The sequence below is a fragment of the Cupriavidus sp. YR651 genome (assembly GCF_900101625.1).
Taxonomy (GTDB): domain Bacteria; phylum Pseudomonadota; class Gammaproteobacteria; order Burkholderiales; family Burkholderiaceae; genus Cupriavidus.
Genome location: NZ_FMYZ01000015.1, coordinates 46,895 through 64,821, shown reverse-complemented (window position 1 = coordinate 64,821; position 17,927 = coordinate 46,895). Strand labels below are relative to the sequence as shown.

At 64.2% G+C, this 17,927-nt stretch carries 17 protein-coding genes; 12 read left to right on the top strand and 5 right to left on the bottom strand.

Translation table 11 applies throughout. The features are described from left to right. The first annotated feature begins 158 nt into the window (after window positions 1–158). The 3 genes from BLR29_RS27440 to BLR29_RS27430 all read left to right on the top strand — a co-directional run bounded on the left by BLR29_RS27440 (window position 159) and on the right by BLR29_RS27430 (window position 2,629). Entirely contained in the window at window positions 159–1,181 is a 1,023-nt protein-coding gene (locus BLR29_RS27440) for a DUF2515 family protein (RefSeq protein ID WP_092141782.1), read from the top strand. Then, on the top strand, window positions 1,178–1,801 hold the full coding sequence (locus tag BLR29_RS27435) for a flagellar biosynthesis sigma factor (protein ID WP_092141779.1): 624 nt from the start codon (window positions 1,178–1,180) through the stop codon (window positions 1,799–1,801). Before BLR29_RS27440 ends, BLR29_RS27435 begins: the two co-directional genes overlap by 4 nt. 216 nt (window positions 1,802–2,017) lie before the next feature. Further along, window positions 2,018–2,629 carry a flagellar biosynthesis sigma factor gene (locus BLR29_RS27430; protein WP_092141776.1) on the top strand — a complete coding sequence of 204 codons (612 nt, stop codon included), beginning with the start codon at window positions 2,018–2,020 and terminating at the stop codon, window positions 2,627–2,629. 199 nt (window positions 2,630–2,828) lie between these two features. Here BLR29_RS27430 and BLR29_RS27425 read toward each other — a convergent pair whose 3' ends face one another. The 3 genes from BLR29_RS27425 to BLR29_RS27415 form a co-directional block, all read right to left on the bottom strand. Then, on the bottom strand, window positions 2,829–3,806 hold the full coding sequence (locus tag BLR29_RS27425; protein WP_092141773.1) for a Bug family tripartite tricarboxylate transporter substrate binding protein: 978 nt from the start codon (window positions 3,804–3,806) through the stop codon (window positions 2,829–2,831). Between the two features lie 139 nt (window positions 3,807–3,945). Further along, window positions 3,946–4,146 carry a DUF1289 domain-containing protein gene (locus tag BLR29_RS27420; protein ID WP_092141770.1) on the bottom strand — a complete coding sequence of 67 codons (201 nt, stop codon included), beginning with the start codon at window positions 4,144–4,146 and terminating at the stop codon, window positions 3,946–3,948. 8 nt (window positions 4,147–4,154) lie between these two features. Further along, window positions 4,155–5,213 (bottom strand): beta-keto acid cleavage family enzyme, encoded by a 1,059-nt coding sequence (locus tag BLR29_RS27415; RefSeq protein WP_092141768.1) that lies wholly within the window; start codon window positions 5,211–5,213, stop codon window positions 4,155–4,157. Window positions 5,214–5,330: 117 nt separating this feature from the next. On the opposite strand from BLR29_RS27415, the gene BLR29_RS27410 reads away from it, so the two are divergent. The 4 genes from BLR29_RS27410 to BLR29_RS27395 all read left to right on the top strand — a co-directional run bounded on the left by BLR29_RS27410 (window position 5,331) and on the right by BLR29_RS27395 (window position 8,615). Then, the gene (locus BLR29_RS27410) at window positions 5,331–6,350 is read left to right on the top strand and encodes an AraC family transcriptional regulator (RefSeq protein ID WP_092141764.1); all 1,020 of its coding nucleotides are present in this window, start codon (window positions 5,331–5,333) and stop codon (window positions 6,348–6,350) included. A gap of 12 nt (window positions 6,351–6,362) precedes the next feature. After that, complete coding sequence (locus BLR29_RS27405) at window positions 6,363–7,514, top strand: hypothetical protein (protein ID WP_092141761.1); 1,152 nt, start codon at window positions 6,363–6,365, stop codon at window positions 7,512–7,514. Between the two features lie 206 nt (window positions 7,515–7,720). Further along, on the top strand, window positions 7,721–8,188 hold the full coding sequence (locus BLR29_RS27400; RefSeq protein WP_092141758.1) for a hypothetical protein: 468 nt from the start codon (window positions 7,721–7,723) through the stop codon (window positions 8,186–8,188). 13 nt (window positions 8,189–8,201) lie between these two features. Then, entirely contained in the window at window positions 8,202–8,615 is a 414-nt protein-coding gene (locus BLR29_RS27395) for a glycine zipper family protein (RefSeq protein WP_092141755.1), read from the top strand. 131 nt (window positions 8,616–8,746) lie between these two features. On the opposite strand, the gene BLR29_RS27390 is transcribed toward BLR29_RS27395, so the two are convergent. Next, window positions 8,747–9,913 carry a porin gene (locus BLR29_RS27390; RefSeq protein WP_092141752.1) on the bottom strand — a complete coding sequence of 389 codons (1,167 nt, stop codon included), beginning with the start codon at window positions 9,911–9,913 and terminating at the stop codon, window positions 8,747–8,749. Window positions 9,914–10,024: 111 nt separating this feature from the next. Further along, window positions 10,025–10,594: an RBBP9/YdeN family alpha/beta hydrolase gene (locus BLR29_RS27385; protein WP_092141749.1), complete on the bottom strand. Its 570-nt coding sequence runs from the start codon at window positions 10,592–10,594 to the stop codon at window positions 10,025–10,027. 464 nt (window positions 10,595–11,058) lie between these two features. On the opposite strand from BLR29_RS27385, the gene BLR29_RS27380 reads away from it, so the two are divergent. From BLR29_RS27380 to BLR29_RS27360, 5 genes are all read left to right on the top strand, one after another. Further along, complete coding sequence (locus BLR29_RS27380; protein ID WP_092141746.1) at window positions 11,059–12,063, top strand: sensor histidine kinase; 1,005 nt, start codon at window positions 11,059–11,061, stop codon at window positions 12,061–12,063. Beyond that, window positions 12,029–12,664 carry a response regulator transcription factor gene (locus tag BLR29_RS27375; RefSeq protein WP_092141743.1) on the top strand — a complete coding sequence of 212 codons (636 nt, stop codon included), beginning with the start codon at window positions 12,029–12,031 and terminating at the stop codon, window positions 12,662–12,664. The genes BLR29_RS27380 and BLR29_RS27375 overlap by 35 nt, the downstream gene beginning before the upstream one ends. 135 nt (window positions 12,665–12,799) lie before the next feature. Beyond that, window positions 12,800–13,186: a response regulator transcription factor gene (locus BLR29_RS27370; protein ID WP_092141740.1), complete on the top strand. Its 387-nt coding sequence runs from the start codon at window positions 12,800–12,802 to the stop codon at window positions 13,184–13,186. Between the two features lie 233 nt (window positions 13,187–13,419). After that, on the top strand, window positions 13,420–14,709 hold the full coding sequence (locus BLR29_RS27365; protein ID WP_092141737.1) for an efflux RND transporter periplasmic adaptor subunit: 1,290 nt from the start codon (window positions 13,420–13,422) through the stop codon (window positions 14,707–14,709). Beyond that, the gene (locus tag BLR29_RS27360) at window positions 14,706–17,888 is read left to right on the top strand and encodes an efflux RND transporter permease subunit (protein WP_092141735.1); all 3,183 of its coding nucleotides are present in this window, start codon (window positions 14,706–14,708) and stop codon (window positions 17,886–17,888) included. The genes BLR29_RS27365 and BLR29_RS27360 overlap by 4 nt, the downstream gene beginning before the upstream one ends. Window positions 17,889–17,927: the final 39 nt, after the last annotated feature.

Here is a 17,927-nt window from a genome sequence, read left to right as displayed (position 1 = left end):
GTGGATTGGAGCGGCTTTGAGTGGATGGGCCGCCTCCATCAGAAATAAAAGATACGCAGCACAGATCACAAGAAGTCTTATCTGCTTTCAGAATAGGGCGATTGATTCCGGTAGCTCTCCGCGCACAAATGGTTGATTGCCAACAATGAGCCAACTGGATGAGCGAGAGGCAGAAATGCATTGACCGGAAATGTCCGGTTTGCTACCCGAACTGGAAAGAGGAAGAAGCCGCCGCGAAGACGCTGGCCGAGGAAGACAGGCAGGACTGCATCGACTGCTGGCGCTTCTTCCAGAAGCAGGCGGAGGCCATTGTTGCGGTCGACGATCCGATGGCGCGCAACCGTCGGATCAATGCCGCCTATGCCAGGCTCTGGCTTGACGACCGCCGCTTCCAATGGGCCGGCCTGGCCGCCTTTGCGTCAAAGCAGGTAGGGTGTGGCCTGCTCAATGCTGCCGAACTAGTTCGCAAGTCGAACAGTCAGCGTGATGCCTATCAACTCTGGGAGCGAAGCAGTTCGCCCCTGGATCGCCTGTCGCCCTATGGCTCGCCGCGAATGCCGACCATCGACCAAACCAACGGCGCAGGGGCACATAAGGTCCATACGATGCTGGCCAAGGGCAACACGGCGTTGTTTCTCGACATCTGGCCCTTGCACATGTTCTACAAGAAATTTGGCCTGCAACGGTTTGAGAGCTGCTTGCCGGCGCGTCAGCAATTGCGCGGTTCGGTGCTCTGGCCTATCGGCGACAGGGTACGGTTTGCTGAAGTCACCAAGGAAGTGCGCGGCGGCTTTCGGGCGATCAACGTCGGCGACATCCAAAGGGGGGTGGAACTGCTGGCTTGGCATGAGCAGGCGAATATCCTGCAGTCTTCCATGTACGACGATCCAGTGTTCGCGATGCTGATGCGAGCGAACCAGCTAGCCTGGGCGCTCCATCTTCCCACGGGGTCCGCTCAGGAAGTCCAGTTGATCCTGGCTAATCAATGCACAGTCTCCGGGGCAAACGCGGCGCGGGAGAGATTCAGCAAACACCCGCTTGCCGACTTGTCAAGCGTGCAGCAACGGATGGCGTTCGTGCTGCGGGCCGCGCAACGCTTTGACGAACTGCTGCGCCACCCACACGAAAAGTACGCGGTGGAAAGTTCGCTGTTCTTGATCGCGGACGGGAGGTGGAAATGAGATCTCCGAGAGTGAGACGGCATGGGTACATCGCAGCGGCCATTCTGGTGTGCGGCGTGTTGGGGGCTTACGCCGCGTTGCGCCCCACCGACAAGGTGCTGCTGACCATAGGTGAGCCGTACGAGCAGGTGCGAAAGCAATCCGAATCGACGCTGCCACCCGCAGAGCCCGGCGCAAACTGGGTAGGTGTCCTGAGTCGTCCGGCAACCCTGCATCTTTTGGATCCGAAATACGGCTTCACAACGCCACCCGCGAAGTACTTCGTGGTGCACTACGACAGCGGAGGGATGGTTGAGGGCGTAGAACTCTCCCCACAACTGGAAACACTGCCGCTTGATGAGACCATGGCTGTCCTGGTGGGCTTGCAGGATCAGCTCCGACGCGGAGGGTGGCGGCAGATTCGCGCGAAGGATTCGCCGGCCATCACTGACACGCCGGCCATGCGCGCCCAGATGCGCAGCAACGACGCGCCTCAGTCCTTCTGGATCGCTGGCGACAAATATCAGGTCTCGCTGGGCGTACGCCGCTTCGTCCACGAAAACCGGCCTGCCGATGAGCGATACCTGATCACGCTGCAAGTGAGCGGGCCGCCGTTCATAGAGGATGGTCCGGCAGATTGAAGCGCGTGGGCACGCAGGTAATAAATGCCCCGTCTCAGGGGGCAAGCGCGGAGCAGGAGAATCCAGCAAACAGCCGCTTGCCGTCCTATCCAATGCGCGGCAACGGATGGCGTTCGTGCTGCGGGCCGCACGACAATTCGACGAACTGCTGCGCCACCCACACGAAAAGTACGCGGTGGAAAGTTCGCTGTTCCTCTTGGCGCATGGGAGACGGTAATGAAATGGAAATGGTGGGCCGCAGTGGCCTTTCTGGCGTGCGGCGCGGTTTGGTGTGGCTACGCGATGATTCGACCGACCGATGAGGTCATCCTGACCATAGGTGAGCGCTACGAGCAGGTGCGGCAACAATCGCGGTCTACGCTACCCGAGGCGACACGGTACAACTACATTAACCTGTTTGTCCTGCGCCCCGCTGCACTGCGATTCAACGACCCCCAGTATGGGTTTGCGACGCCCGCGGCGAAGTTTCTCAGCGTCTTTGCAAATCGAGAGGGCGTTGTGGAGCTAGTGACCATGTCGCCCCAGGTCGAGACGCTGCCACTTGATGAGGCTATGTCCCTGCTCCTGGACTTGCAGGATCAGCTCCGACGCGGAGGGTGGCGGCAGATTCGCGCGAAGGACTCGGCGGCCATCACTGACACGCCGGCCATGCGCGCCCAGATGCGCAGCAACGACGCGCCTCAGTCCTTCTGGATCGCCGGCGACAAATATCAGGTCTCGCTGGGCGTACGCCGCTTCGTCCACGAAAACCGGCCTGCCGATGAGCGATACCTGATCACGCTGCAACTGAGCGGGCCGCCGTTCATAGAGGATGGTCCGGCAGATTGAAGCGCGTGGGCGCGCCGATCTCGATCGGATTGGATGCCCCGTCTATCCTGACAGCAACATCTCGAACGGCTCGGTGCGTGCCCGCATGGCGGCTGTGTGGCAGGAGTGCAGCCAGTGACGGCTGCACCCCCCCAATGCCGACTGCGGTGGATCGACGCGCGATGCCGGGCTCGTTTCCGCGCTCGTTTCCGTGCCCGAATCAGGGCTTGATGTTGAACGTCTTCACGATGCCGGCATTGCGATCGTATTCGGTGCGGAGATCGCGGCCGAGTTCGGACAGGGATTCCGGCGGCATCGGCTCATAGCCGAGGCCTTCCAGCCGCTCACGCAGCTTCGGCGTGCCTGCGGCCTTGTAGACCGCCGCCTGGATCTTCTGCGACATGTCGGCCGACATCTGCGCGGAGGCGACCACGCCAACCCAGTTGCTGAAATCGATATCGGGGTAGCCTTGTTCGGCGAACGTCGGCACCTGCGGCAGCAGCGGCGAGCGCGACTTGGACGCCACGGCATACGGCTGGACCTTGCCGGCGCGGATCATTGGCAGGGACGTCACCATGCCGTCGTACATCAGCGGGATCTGTCCGCCCATTACCTGGGCCAGTGCCGGGCCCGAGCCGGCGAACGGCACGTGCTGCAGGTCCATGCCGGCTTCCTGATTCAGGATCACGCCGGCGTAGTGCGATGCCGTGCCCGCGCTGTACGAGGCAAAGCCGAGCTTGCCCGGATTGGCCTTGACGTAGGAGATCAGGCTCTTCAGATCCTTGGCGGGCAGCGACGGCGTGCCGACCAGCACCATCCGCGAGCGGCCTACCGCTGCCAGCGGCCGGACATCGCGCATGGTGTCATAGGCAACCTTCTGTACCTGCGGGACTTCCGTCAGCACATTGGTCGCCGTCACCATGATGGTCTGGCCGTCGGCCGGTGCCGAGAGCAACGCGGAAATCGCGATGGCGCCGCCACCGCCGGGCTTGTTGTCGACCACCACGGGCTGGCCGAGGTCGACGGAAAGCTGGTCGGCCAGCAGGCGCGCCATGACATCCATGGTGCCGCCGGCGGGCGCCGGCACCAGCACGCGCACGGGCTTGTTGGTCCAGGCCATCGCGGCAGGCATGACCAGCGTCATTGCCGCGGCGATGACCGCATGACGCATGCGAAGAAAGGCAGGGCGCTTGAGCATTGTTGTCTCCGTGATTGATTTATAAGAATTTGCACGAGCGAGTAAAAGCCGGGTCCGCCTCGCTTTGGACTCAGGGAAAGTGTCTGAAATTGGCAGACCCGGGGAAAGGAAGCGCCGCATGTGAGATGCGGCGCGAGGGTCAAGGTCGACCTGGGGGCGGCAGGGAGGAAGCGCCGCGCCCGGGCGCGCGCTGTGGCAACGCCGCCAGCACGTCGGCGCGTTGCGTATCGGTCATCCGTTCCCAGAGACCGATTTCGACCGTGGTTCTGCGGCAGCCCTGGCAGTACTTGCCCGCCAGGTCCATGCGGCAGATGTTGATGCAGGGGTTGGTGGCGGGCATGGTGCGGATCAGGCAGCGGCGCGCATCGGCAGGTTCTTCTCGCCCGGCTTGCGGTTCGGCGCCATGCCGTGCGCGGCGAGCGTTTCCTCGGCGCTGTCGTACCAGGTGCCGATGCGATAGATCTCGCGGGCTTCCTTGCCGGTAGCAATCTCGCGGCCCAGCTCGTGCGCCACGCGCACGCATTGTTCGATCTGCTGCACGGAGGTCATGCGGTTGCCGTGCTGGTCGATGATCGTGTCCTCGATGCCGCAACGCGGATGCAGGCCCATGGACATCGCCATCATGTTGAACGGCAGCACGTTCTTGAGCAGCGATTCCGCGGTCAGCGTGCAGCCGTCGGGCGCACGGTGGACGAAGTTGAAGAAGTTGAACGGATTCGGGCCGTCAAAGCCGCCGCCGATGCCGATCCAGGTCAGGTTCAGCGGGCCCTTGTAGGCGCCGGCACGAACCATGCGCTCCAGCGTTTCCAGCGCGTGCATGCCGGTGAGCTGGAAATGCGGCTGGATGCCGGCGGCGGAGAGCCGGCGCAGGTGTTCCTCGACCCAACCCGGGCCCGCCGGCACGGTCATCTCGCGGTAGGCCGCGACGAACGCAGGATTGGAGAGCGACGTACCCTCGAGATATTCCGGGTAGAGCAGCTCCATGATGTTCATCTGCGTGGTGTTGATCGCCACGGTCACCTGGTCCGGTGCCGGATCGAGATCGGCCAGCATATGGCGCGTGTCGTCCGACAGCCACTTGGCTGCCTGGCCGTCGTCTTCCGGCGCGAAGGAAATGGACCCGCCAACCTGGATGATCATGTCGGGTACGGCGGCGCGTACGCCAGCGATCAGTTCATTGAACTTGGAGAGGCGCTTGGAACCCTTGCCATCCAGTTCGCGCACGTGCAGGTGCAGCACGGTGGCGCCGGCGTTGTAGCAGTCCACCGCCTTCTGGATCTGTTCTTCCATCGTCACCGGAATGTCTTCCGGGAAGTCTTCCGGCATCCACTCGGGGCCGTAGGGGGCCACCGTGATGACCACCTTGCTCATGTTCTCGGGGTGCAGCGAATCGTCAAGAAATTGCATGTCTGTCTCCTCATGTCGGATACGTGAATCAGTGCTGCAAGTATCGGACAATGGCGCTTCGGGATTTGACATTGCGGGACGGCCTCTTTACATTTTGGGACAGTCAGGGAAAACACGATGTCCTACTTTCTGCGCAGTGCCAGCCTCACCAACTACGTGGATGTCGCGCGCGCCGTGGGGCTCGATCCACACCAGATGCTGCGTGCGGCAAGGATCAGCCGCGATGCGCTGCTGGACCCGGATATCCGCATTCCGGCCGCGCGGGTGGGGAGCTTGCTCGAGGCTTCGGCGCGTGCCGGGCGCGCGGAGGATTTCGGCCTGCGCCTGGCCGAGCAGCGGCAGTTCTCCAACCTCGGCCCGCTGGCCTTCGTCGTGCGCGAAGAGCCCACGCTGCGGCGTGCGCTCGAATCGATGGTGCGATACATGGGCCTGCAGAACGAGGCGCTGGCCATGCGCGTCGAGGACGACGAGGGACTGGTGGTGATCCGGCTGCACATTCTCAGCGACGAGCCCGGCACCCTGCGTCAGGCCACGGAACTGGCCGCGGGCGTCATGTTCCGGATGCTGAGCCTGTTCCTCGGACCCGCATGGCGGCCGCGCAGCATCTGCTTTTCTCATTCGCCGCCGGAGAGCCACGCGACCTATCTGCGCGTGTTCGGCATGCAGGCATTGTTCAACCAGGATTTCGATGGCATTGTCTGCGTGGCCTCGGACCTCGAGGCGCCGCTGCCGTCGTACGATCCGGTCATGGCGCAGCAGGTCAGGCGCTATCTGGGCACGCTGCTGGCCCAATCGAATACGACGATGGACGACAAGGTGCGCAAGCTCGTGCACGCGCTGCTGCCCGGTGGCCTGTGCACTGTCGATCGCGTGGCCGAGCATCTGGGGGTGGATCGGCGTACGGTGCATCGGCATCTGGCGCAACTGGGCACGACTTACTCGGACATCGTCAATGAAGCGCGCGCGGGGCTGGCGACCCGGTATATCGAGAACCCGTCGCGGCCGCTGTCGGAAGTGGCTACGCTGCTCGGTTTTTCCTCGCTGAGTGCGTTTTCTCGCTGGTTTGGCGGGCAATTTGGTTGCAGTGTCTCGAAGTGGCGAGCCGGACAAGGCAATGGCGGCGACGAGGCAACCTAGCGGAGCGGAGCGATGAGGAAGAGGCTAGCGATCTGGTTCGTAGTCATCGCCGTGCTCTTGTCAGAGGGTGCGGTCGCAGCCGACTTCGGCGGCAAGGGCGGGCCCGAGCCTGCCAACATCGACCAGATTGCCGACCTTCTTCGCGAAGATCCCTATGACCTGGAGCTGCTTATCAGCTTTGGCACCTCCAAGGGCGGATCGGCCGGCCATTTCGCTGTGGCGATCCGGGACGATGTGCCCGGCGACGATCTGGTCTACTCGGCCAACTTCTACGCGGATCGCACGCGCAAGCACGAAAAGGGTTACTACACGAAGGATCTGATGGTAGGCATCCCGAAGAAGGAATACTTGTTCAGGACCGTCTCCTCGGTCGACGAGACGGCTTCATTTGGGCTCGACTTCGGCGAAATCTACAAGCGATCGGTGATCGGCGTGCGCGTCCACGGCGTACCGGCCAGCGACAAAGCGGCCCTGGCGGCGTACTTCCGGCGCATCAATGACGACTATCACCGGCGGGCCCGCAACACCGAGTATCACAGCGGCGAAATCAAGTACGACTACCTGCGCCTCAACTGCGCGAAAACCATCGGCGCCGCGTTCAAGTTTGGCGCGGGCTACAAGGACCTGGAGGTCACCAGCGCCAGGTTCCTGTCCGGACGGCGGGTGGTGGCGGCCGCCAGGGCCAATGTGCCCACCGAGATGGCGATGAAGCTGGTCCGGGAGTGGGGCAAGCGCGGGTACGTCATGGACGTCGTGCTGTACAAGAAGTACGGTGGCTCGACCTATGTGGACCCCCTTGAGGAAGACAAGGTGGCCTTCAAGGACCTGCCCAATCGATTCCCCTCGGTCTTGTCCCTCGACTTTCGCCGGGACGAAGGCGCCTATCAGGATGTCGACAACCTCTTCGCGATGTATCTCCTCTACAACCTCGGCCGGTACAGCGTGCGCGTGAACGCGCAGACGAAGCTGCTCGAGATCGAGAAGGACAAGCAGCCGATGGCCTATCCGGAGGCCGTCGAGCACGCCACCCAAAGCGCGAAGTCGGACAGCGAGAATTACGGTCGCCACATCGGGTTCCGGCCGAGCGGCACGAGGATCGGGGAAGCGCCCGACAACACGCACCTCTACAACTTCACGGACGATGGCGGCAAGACGCCGCCCTAGCGCTTGCAGCGTGCCCCAAAGGATCGTCCGGGATACTTCTTCATCCTGTCATGAAAGCACAAGGAAGCCGGAGGCTGGTTGATGGAAGGTTGATGGAATAAATCCGACCTGTCAGCGGTTTACGGGATGCAGGCTCGGCGCCCTCCCAAGGTCCGGCGCGAGTTCCGGGTGACCCGGACGTCGGGCAGCAAAGCAGGGGGCACATCATGAACGGGCGCAGGTTTTGCCAGATCGTCCTGGCATTGGTGGCAGGGGTGGCGATGGCCGCCGGCGGTCCGACGCTGGCCGCCGGTCGGGGCGGTGGTCGCGGTGGCGGTGGTGGCGGCGGTGGCATGCACGGCGGTGGCATGCAGGGCGGTGGTATGCAAGGCGGCGGCTTTCACGGTCACGGTGGCTTCCATCATGGCGGCTTTCACCATGGGCACGGGCACGCGGTTTTCGTGGTAGGTGGCGGCTGGGGCTGGTGGGGATATCCATACTACGGCTGGTCATACCCCGATGCCTACGCCAGTTACTACGCGCCTTCGGTGCAATACATCGAACAGGGCGATGGGTCGGATGGCGCGTCGGCGAACGCGTGGTGGTACCGCTGCGACCAGCCCAGTGGCTATTACCCGTACGTCAAGGAATGTCCGGGCGGCTGGCAGACGGAGCCGGCCCAGCCGTCGCTGTAATGCCGGGGCGCTGATGAAGCCACGTTCCGTTTCCCTGCTGATGGCGGCCGCGCTTGCCGTGGGCGTGGGCGCCTGTACGACAATGCCGTCGGCCCCCAGCGTGATGGTGCTCCCGGGCACTCACAAGATGTTCGACCAGTTTGTCGGCGATGACATCGATTGCCGCCAGTTCGCGCAGGGCCGGGTCGGCGGCGTGAGCTCGCAGCAAGCGTCCGGCACGGCGGCGGCGAGTAGTTCGGCGTTCGGGGCCAGCAGTTCAAGCGACTCGGGCTACAGTGCGCAGGACCAATACGACGCGGCCTATATGCAGTGCATGTACGCCCGAGGACACCGGGTCCCGGTCTACGGGCAGATGCTTGCGGCGCCACCCGCGGCGCCACCTGCCAACTACAAGCCCAGCTCGCCGCCGCCTGCGCCTGCCCCCTGAGCGTTCCGGCGAACAAAAAAAAGAAGGGCCACACAGCGTGGCCCAGGCCGAAAATCATCGGGGATGGGAGGGCGGAACGGGATTGAATCGCCCATCCCCGCCCATCCCCGTTTTTCCCGATACAAGCAATATCAGAACTTGTGGCGAATACCGACGGCCGCGCCGAGCATGTTGCTCTGGCCGTTGGCCAGCGCATAGCTGTTGCCCAGTGACAGGCTGTTGGCGTAGACCGTGGCGAGCGATTCCATCATCAGGCCAGCGTTCTTCGCATAGGCCGTGGTCAGGTAGACATCGGTGCGCTTGGAGAACGCATAGTTCGCGATGAACGCGACCTGCCACGGGTTGGCCACGTTGGTATTGCCGAAGAGGCTCTTGACGTTGTCGTAGTTGTATTCGAGCGTCAGGCCGATGGCCGGCGTCACCTGGTAGTTGGCGCCAATCCAGAAGAAGTCGTCACGCTGGATCAGCGTGCCGGCCGCGTTCTTGTTCTGGCCCCAGCGGTAGCCGCCCATGATCTTGGCGGTGTTGTTCCACGTATAGCTCGCGCCGACCACGGCCTTCTTGATCGTGCCACTGCTGGTGCCGATCGTCGGGTTCCACTGGTCGTAGCCGATCGTCGCGCCGAACGGGCCGGTCTGATAGGCGAAGGCGGTGCCGTAGGCGGTATCGCGCCGGAACTGACCGGGCACTTCGCCATTGCCGCCGATCGGCGTTGCCACGCCCACGGTCTGGGGCAGGGCCAGGCCGGTGCCGAAGGAGAAGTGCGCGAGCGCGGTGACGGGGCCGAACTGACCGGTGTACTTGACGGTGTTGTCCTCGCGGAAATTCGCGCCCGATTGCAGCACCACCGGCTCGTACTGGGTGGCGTAGGCGGTCGGCGAGAAGTTGGCCAGCGCCTCGAACATCGAGGTGTACTGGCGGCCCAGGCTCAGTTGCCCGATCCCCGCCTTTTGCAGCCCGATGAATGCCTGGCGACCGAACAGGCGTCCGCTTTGCTGCAGCGTGCCGTTATCGGCGCTGATGCCGGACTCCAGCACGAACACGCCCTTGAGGCCATTGCCAAGGTCTTCGGTGCCGCGCAGACCCCAGCGGGAACCGGCCATGCCACCCGAGTCCATCCGATAGACGTGGTTCGACGGACCCCGATTGAACCCGTTGGCGGCGGTTGGCACCTGACCCACGTGGTTGACATATTCCAGGTTCATGTCGAGCACGCCATATAGCGTGACGTTCGACTGCGCAAAGGCGCTCCCCGCGCAGGCGAGCAATGCGGCCGTGGCCATGCCCTTGAACTTCATACGTGTATCTCCTTTCATTTTTTTCTCACTAATGCGATGTGGGTGTTCCCGTCGGAATGGGTACTGCCAGGTACTGCGAAATCGTTGTTGGATAGGGCCAGGGCTATGCGTCTACGCGTTGCGCAGCAGGCGTTCGAGCAAGGTCATGGCTTGCGGCCACGGCCCGTATCCCGCTGCGGGGTTGAGGTGTCCCACCTCGCCGAGATCGACCAGTCCGGCACCCCAGTCGCGCGCCATCTGTTCCACGCGCGTGTAAGCGGCCAACGGATCGTTGCGGCTGGCGGCGACGATGCTCGGGAAAGGCAGGGGGCGCCGCGGAATTGGCAGCCAGCCGTGTTCGTCGAGGGCCGCGTGGGTGGGATAGCCAGCGGGCATCGGGCTTTCGAGGTCGGCAGGCGCGGCCAGCAGTGCGGCGCGAATCTTGCGTTGATGGAGCGCGGCCCAATGCGCGGTGATCATCACCCCTGCGCTGTGCGCCACGAGCACGACCGGACCGTCGATGGCGGCAAGCGCCTCATCCAGTGCGGCCACGCGTGCGGCGCGGCTCAGCTTGTCGTGCTCGAGCGGGGGCACCGAGCGGGCGTTGGGCAGTTGCGCCTGGAGCAGTGTCTGCCAGTGTTCCGGTACGTGGTCACGCAGGCCGGGCACGAACAGGACGGTTGTGTCAGCGAGAAAATCCATGATGAATGCGGAAAGGGTTGCGAGTGGGACTCGCACCGGGGCCGCGCCACCGTCGAGTCATGACGGCGAAGTATCGAAGATTGGTTGCCGGTGGTTTTGACTATCCGGGACAACGTTTTTGCATTCTGGGACAGTGCGGGAAAACGAGAGGGGATGAGGAGAGACGTCCGGAGACAAGGCCTGCATGAGGCGTATCAGTTCCCGCGCAGCCATCGCCGCGCCCGACGCAGCACTCGCCATGCGTGGCCGGGTGATCGCAGCATCTCGCCGATGGCGAGGCGATGATCTTTGGCAAAATTTGCAATCGCCAAAAATGAAACCTAAGGTGGTAGGGGTGCAAAGAATGTGCGTCGGGCAAAGCGTGGAGGCATCCTGCGTTGCACTGGGATACCTTGCGCCGTGCGAGCGCCTCGCGTCGCGCGCAATCGTGTTTGCCGCGCTGTACATCCCCTGGGGATTTCGCCATGACGCTTCCCATCCGGCTGGCGGTCGCGACGGCGTTCGGACTAGCCGCCTGCAAGATCGGTGGCCTGTTCGCCGGCTGGCAGGCGGGCCGTGGCAGGACGACGTCCGGCACGTCCGGCACGGGCAAGTCGCCCGGTTCGCTGGCGGCATCCGATCCGGACTACCGACGGCTCGTGGATTTGTCGCGAGTCTCCAGCATGGGCGAACTGGCCGGGTCGCTGGCCCATGAACTCAACCAGCCCCTGACCGCCATCACCAGCAATGCGCAGGCCGCGCTCAAATACCTCGATACCGATCCCGCCAACGTGGCGGAGGTGCGCGAGATCCTCGCGGATGTTGCGAGCGATGCCTGTCGCGCGAGCGCGCTGGTCCGCCAGATTCGCGCGCTGATCCGGGGCGAGGCCACCCAGTTCGCGCCAGTCGACCTGAATGCCGTCATCGACGATGTGATGACGCTGGTCCGTGGCGACGCGCTCAGTCGCGACATCGTCGTCATGCGCCGCATGGCGCCATCGCTGCCGCGCGTCATCGGTGATCCGGTCCAGATCCAGCAGGTCCTGCTGAACCTGCTGCTGAATGCCTTCGATGCCATCGATGCGAGAAATACGAGCGATGCACGCGGCCCCGGTGCGGGTTGCGCCCGGGAGGTGAGCGTGCTGGCGGCGGAGGCCGACGGCATGGTGCAGGTCTCGGTGTGCGACACCGGTTGCGGTGTCGCGTCCGGTGAACTCGACAACATGTTCGTGCCGTTCGTTACCTCGAAACCCCATGGCATGGGTCTGGGGCTCTCCATCAGCCGCTCCATCGTCGAGCGCCACGGCGGATACCTTCAGGCACGCAATAACGAGGAAGGCGGCATGACCTTCCGGTTCTCCCTGCCACCGGAGGCCGTGCTGCCGGATCGGGGCGCGGGGCGTACGGCGGCCATGGGTGCGGCCATGCATCGTTCCTTCTCGGAAGGAGGGCGCAATGAGCGAAACAATGCCGAAGATCTATATCGTTGATGACGAAGCAAGCGTCAGGCGCGCGCTGGTCCGGCTGCTGGCGGCGCACGGGCATTGCGCGATCCCGTTCAGTTCGGCCAACGACTTCTTCGCGGCCGTTGACCCGGACAGCGAGCCGGCATGCCTGCTGCTGGATCTGGAGATGCCCGGCGTGAACGGCATCGCGCTGCAACAGATGCTGCGGGAAAAGTTGCCCATCATCATCCTGACCGGCCATGCGGACGTGCCGTTGACCGTCGTCGCGATGCAGGCCGGGGCGATGGATTTCCTGCTGAAGCCGGTCTCGGATACGGTGCTGCTGGCCGCGGTGGCCCGGGGGTGCGAGGTCGCCATGCAGCGCCACGCGCGACGCGACGAGCTCAGGCAACTGAATGCGCGGGTCGACCGGCTGACGCCCCGGGAACGCGAGGTCATGGCCTGGGTGGTGACTGGCCGGCTCAACAAGCAGGTGGCGTGTGAGCTGGGCACCGTCGAGAAGACTATCAAGGCGCACCGGGCGCGCGTCATGCGGAAGCTGGAAGTCACGTCGCTGCCGGAACTGGTGCGTATCGCCGACAAGATCGGCCTCGCCGCCATCGACGAGGGGCGCCCGCCGCACTAGCGCGCCCGCCGGGCCCCTGCGGATGGACCTTGGTCCAATATCCCCGGGCGCCTGCGTTTCATAGCCTGTTGAGAAGACATGTTGTCATGACATGCGCATGACCGCGATTGCCTTACGCATCCAGGTCTCCTCCTCATGGGTCCTTCCGAAACCTTTGTCGCCGTCGTGGACGATGACGAGTCCGTAGCGCGCGCCATCGCGCGGCTGCTGCGTGCGGCGGGTATCGCGGTCGACACCTACACCAGCGGCCTGGCGCTGCTTGACAAGATCGCCAGGGAGCCCTGGTATCGACCGGATTGCGTCATCCTGGATGTCTGCATGCCCGAGATCGGGGGGCTGGAGATCCAGCGGCGCCTGGCGCCGGCAGCCTTGCCCGTGCTGTTCATTACAGCGTACGACGTCCCCGATGTGCGGGAAAAGGCCCTGTCCGCCGGGGCGATCGGCTACCTGCGCAAGCCGTTCAGCGCCGGCCAGCTGATGGATCTGATGCAATCCGTCAAGCCATGGAGTGGCTCGCCATGACGCCGCCGTGCGTTGGACTTTGGTCCAATTGTCATGACCTGGCGCGAGACGCACTCTTAGAGACGAGATCGGCGCGCCCCGCAGGATAGGCGTCGTTTGGCTCACCCGGTGCGGGCGTTGTCAGGCATCCGAAGTCGCAGCAAGTAGAAGGCGCACCGGCAGGACGCCATGGCCTGCCGGGGACGAGGCGGCGCGCCGGAGAATCGCGACGCCATGCCAGGGAGGAGATCGAGATGCGAAGCGGTCTGAACAACAACAACTGGCAACGGATCCTCGTCGGCCTGTCCATCGTCCTGGCCGCCGGGTGTGGCAAGCAGGAAACCAAGCCACCAGCGGCCGTGGCGGCCGAAGTCGGCGTCATCACGGTGTCCTTGCGCGATGTGCCGCTGACCTTCGAATTTGTCGGCGAGACGCAGAGCTCCCAGCAGGTCGAGATCCGCGCGCGGGTCAACGGTTTTCTCGAACAGCGGCTCTACACCGAGGGCTCGCTGGTGAAGGCCGGTGAAGTGCTGTTCCGGATGGATCAGAAGCCATTCAAGGCCGCCTTGTCCGCAGCCGAGGCGGAACTGGCGCAGCAACAGGCGCGGCTGACCACGGCGCGTGCCAACCTGAATCGCGTCCGGCCGCTGGCTGCCAGGAATGCCCTGAGCCAGAAAGACCTGGACGACTCCACGGGGCAGGAGCAGGCCGCCGCCGCCGCGGTCGAGCAGGCCAAGGCCAACGTCGTCAGCGCGAAACTCAACCTGGGCTATACGACCATCATGTCACCGGTCAATGGCCTGAGCAGCTTTGCCAAGAAGCAGGTCGGCACCTATATCGATGCGGGCAACAGCCTGCTGACGTACGTGGCGAAGCTCGACCCGATGTGGGTGAATTTCAGCTTGTCGGAGAACGAGGTGCTGCAGTCGCAATCGCAGCAGGCTTCCGGGTCGCTGAAAATGCCGGAGCGTGGCAAGTTCGAAGTGGAGATCGTGCTGGCGGACGGCAGCGTCTATCCGCAGCGCGGCCGGATTGCCTTTGCCGATGCATCGTTCAATGCCGAGACCGGGACCTATCTGGTCCGCGCGGAGGTGGCCAACCCGACCGGATCGCTGCGTCCGGGGCAGTTCGTGCGCGTCAAGCTGTTTGGCGCACAGCGGACGCGCGCCATTACCGTGCCGCAGGAAGCGGTGGTACAGGGTCAGCGCGGCGAAACCATCTGGACCGTGGGCAAGGACAACAAGGCCGAGTCGCGCGTGGTGGAAGTGGGGGAATGGTCGGAGGGCAACTGGGTCGTACGGTCCGGGCTGCGTGAAGGCGACCAGGTGATCGTCGACGGCTCGGTGCGGCTGATTCCCGGTGCGCCGGTCAAGCCCGTGCCGGCAGCCCCGCGCCCGGCCGGGCAGGCCACATCCGGACCCCCGCCGGGCGGACCCGGTGCGGCAAGCCTGGGTCGCGCAGCCGGGGCAGCGCCAGGCGCGAATCCGGGCGCAAATCCGCCGGGCGCCACCCCGGGAGCGGCGCGTGAAGGGGCGAAGCCATGAAGCTCTCCCACTTCTTCATCGACCGGCCGATTTTCGCGTCGGTGCTGTCGATCATCATCGTGGTGGGCGGGCTGGTGGCCATGGTCAACCTGCCCATCGCGCAATTCCCGGACATCACGCCGCCCAGTATCACGGTGACCACAACCTATCCTGGCGCCAGCTCGGAAGTGGTGGCGCAGAACGTGGCCGCGCCGATCGAGCAGCAGGTCAACGGCGCGGACAACATGCTCTATATGTCGTCGACCAGTTCGTCGACGGGCAACCTGACGCTGACGGTCTATTTCGAGATCGGCACGGACCCGGCGCTGGCGCAGGTCGACGTGCAGAACCGCGTCAACCTGGCGTTGCCGACGCTGCCGGACGCGGTGACCAAGCAGGGGGTGTCGGTGCAGAAGCGGTCGTCGGCATTCATGATGGTGATCGCGGTCTACTCGCCGGACAACAGCTACCCGCAGACCTTCGTCGACAACTACACCAATATCTATATCCTCGATGCGCTCAAGCGCATCCCGGGCGCCAACCAGGCCTCCATCTTCGGCACGCCGGACTACGCCATGCGGGTCTGGCTGCGCCCGGACCGGATGGCGCGGCTGGGGATCACGGTGGAAGACGTCCAGAACGCGGTGAGCAAGCAGAACGAGCAGTTCTCCGCGGGCCGCATCGGGCAGTCGCCGACGGCGGGCCCGGTCAAGCAAACCTTCCCGGTGGCGACCAAGGGTCGCATGACGGAGCCGGAGGAATTCGAGAACATCATCCTGCGTGCCGCGTCGGGCGATGCCGCGCTGGTACGCCTCAAGGACATCGGCCGCGCGGAGCTGGGCTCGAAGGACTATTCGCTGCGCAGCCGCTACAAGGGCAAGACGGCCACGCTGCTGGCGGTCTACCAGCAACCGGGCGCGAATGCGCTGGCCGTGGCCGAGCAGGTGCGCAACACGCTGGCGGAGATGAAGAAGACGTTCCCGCCGGGCCTGGAATACGACATCGCGCTCGATACCACCGAGTTCGTGCACGAATCGATCAACGAGGTGGTGCATACGCTGCGTGACGCCGTGATCCTCGTGATCCTGGTGGTCTACATCTTCCTGCAGAGTTTCCGGGCGACGCTGGTGCCGATCCTGGCGGTGCCGGTGTCGATCATCGGCACGTTCATGGCGATGTCGGCATTCGGCTTTTCCGTGAACATGCTGACGTTGTTCGGCATGGTGCTGGCCATCGGGATCGTGGTGGACGATGCCATTGTGGTGATCGAGAACGTCGAGCGGAACATGGTGGAGTTCAAGATGCCGCCCAAGGAGGCCGCCAAGCACGCCATGGATGAAGTGGGCGGGCCGGTGATCGCCATCGTGCTGGTGCTGCTGGCGGTGTTCATCCCGGTGGCCTTCCTGTCCGGCATCACGGGGCAGCTCTACAAGCAGTTTGCCATCACGCTGGCGGTTTCCGTGCTGCTGTCCGGGGTGGTGGCGCTGACGTTGTCACCGGCGCTGGCCGCCATCCTGCTCAAGCCGGGGGAACACGAGAAGAACCGCTTTTTCCGCTGGTTCAACCGGAGCTTTGACCGCCTCGTCGAGGGCTATGGCAGCGCTATCCAGCTGGTGATCCGGCGCGTGGTGATCTCGCTGGCGCTGGTCGCCGCGCTGATCGTGGTCAGCGTGTTGCTGTTCATGCGCATCCCGTCATCGTTTCTTCCCGTGGAGGACCAGGGCTATCTGTTTGGCGCGGTGATCCTGCCAGACGCGGCCAGCCTGGATCGCACCCAGGAATTGTCCGGTCGCGCGGCGGCGTGGTTTGCCAAGCAGCCGGGCGTGAAGTCCGTGGCCTCGCCCGATGGCTACAGCCTGATCGATTCCCAGAACAAGGCCAATGCGGGGACGCTGTTCGTGACGCTCAAGGGCTTTCACGAGCGCGGCAAAGGGGAAAGCGCGGAGGACCTGATCGCGAGGGCCACCCGGGAGTTCTCGACCTATCGCGATGGGGTCGTCATCCCGGTCAATCCGCCATCGATCCCGGGCCTGGGGACTACCGGCGGCTTCGAGTTCTGGCTGCAATCCACCGGCGATGGCACCTATCAGCAGCTCGAGGAGCGCGTGCGCGCCTTCATCGCCAAGGCACGCCAGCGGCCGGAGCTGCGCGGCGTCAATTCCACGATCAACACGCGGTCCCGGCAATTGCTGGTGGACGTTGACCGGGAGCGCACCGAGACGCAGGGCGTTCCAGTCGATCAGGTCTACTCCGCGCTGCAGACGATGTTCGGCTCGCTGTACGTCAGCCAGTTTCCCAAGAACAGCCGGCTGTTCCAGGTCATCCTGCAGGCGGAGCCGGAGTTCCGCTCACGCCCCGAGGACCTGGACAAGCTCTACGTCCGCAACGCGAAGGGCGACATGGTGCCGATCAAGGCCGTCACGACGTCGCGCTACACGCCGGGCGCCGATCTGGTGACGCGCTTCAACAATTTTCCCGCAGCGAAGATCACCGGCGACGCGGCGCCCGGATACAGCTCGGGTCAGGCCTTGACGGCGATGGAGGAAGTGGCGGCGGAAGTACTGGGCCAGGGCTACAGCTACGGCTGGAGCGGGCAGGCGTATGAGGAGAAGAAGGCCGGCTCGACGGCGGCGCTGGTGTTTGCCTTTGCATTGCTCATGGTGTTCCTGATCCTGGCCGCGCAGTACGAGAAATGGTCATTGCCGCTTGGCGTGCTCCTGGCGGTGCCGTTTGCCTTGTTTGGCGCGTTGGTGGGCATCCTGCTACGGGGCATGCAGAACGACGTCTACTTCCAGATTGGCCTGACGGTGCTGATTGCACTGGCCGCCAAGAACGCCATCCTGATCTTCGAATTCGCCGTCGAAATACGCCTGAAGGAGGGACTCAGCGCGTATGACGCCGCGGTCAAGTCGGCCAAGCTGCGGCTGCGTCCGATCATCATGACGTCGCTGGCGTTCATTCTTGGCTGTATCCCGCTGGCGATTGCCAGTGGCGCGTCGGCGGCCAGCCGGCAGTCGCTCGGCACGGGCGTGATCGGCGGGATGCTCGGTGCGACCGTGATCGCCATCTTCTTCATTCCGATGTTCTTCTGGGGGCTCGAGCGTCGCACCGCGCAGAAGCAGGCCGCCGAGCCTCCCGCGCATGGGGCGGGGCCGGGGGCCGCGCCCGATGTTCCGGCGTCCAGCGGAGGCAGCTCATGACCGTCCGGCAGGCGAGCAGGGCCGTGGAGACAGCGAGGA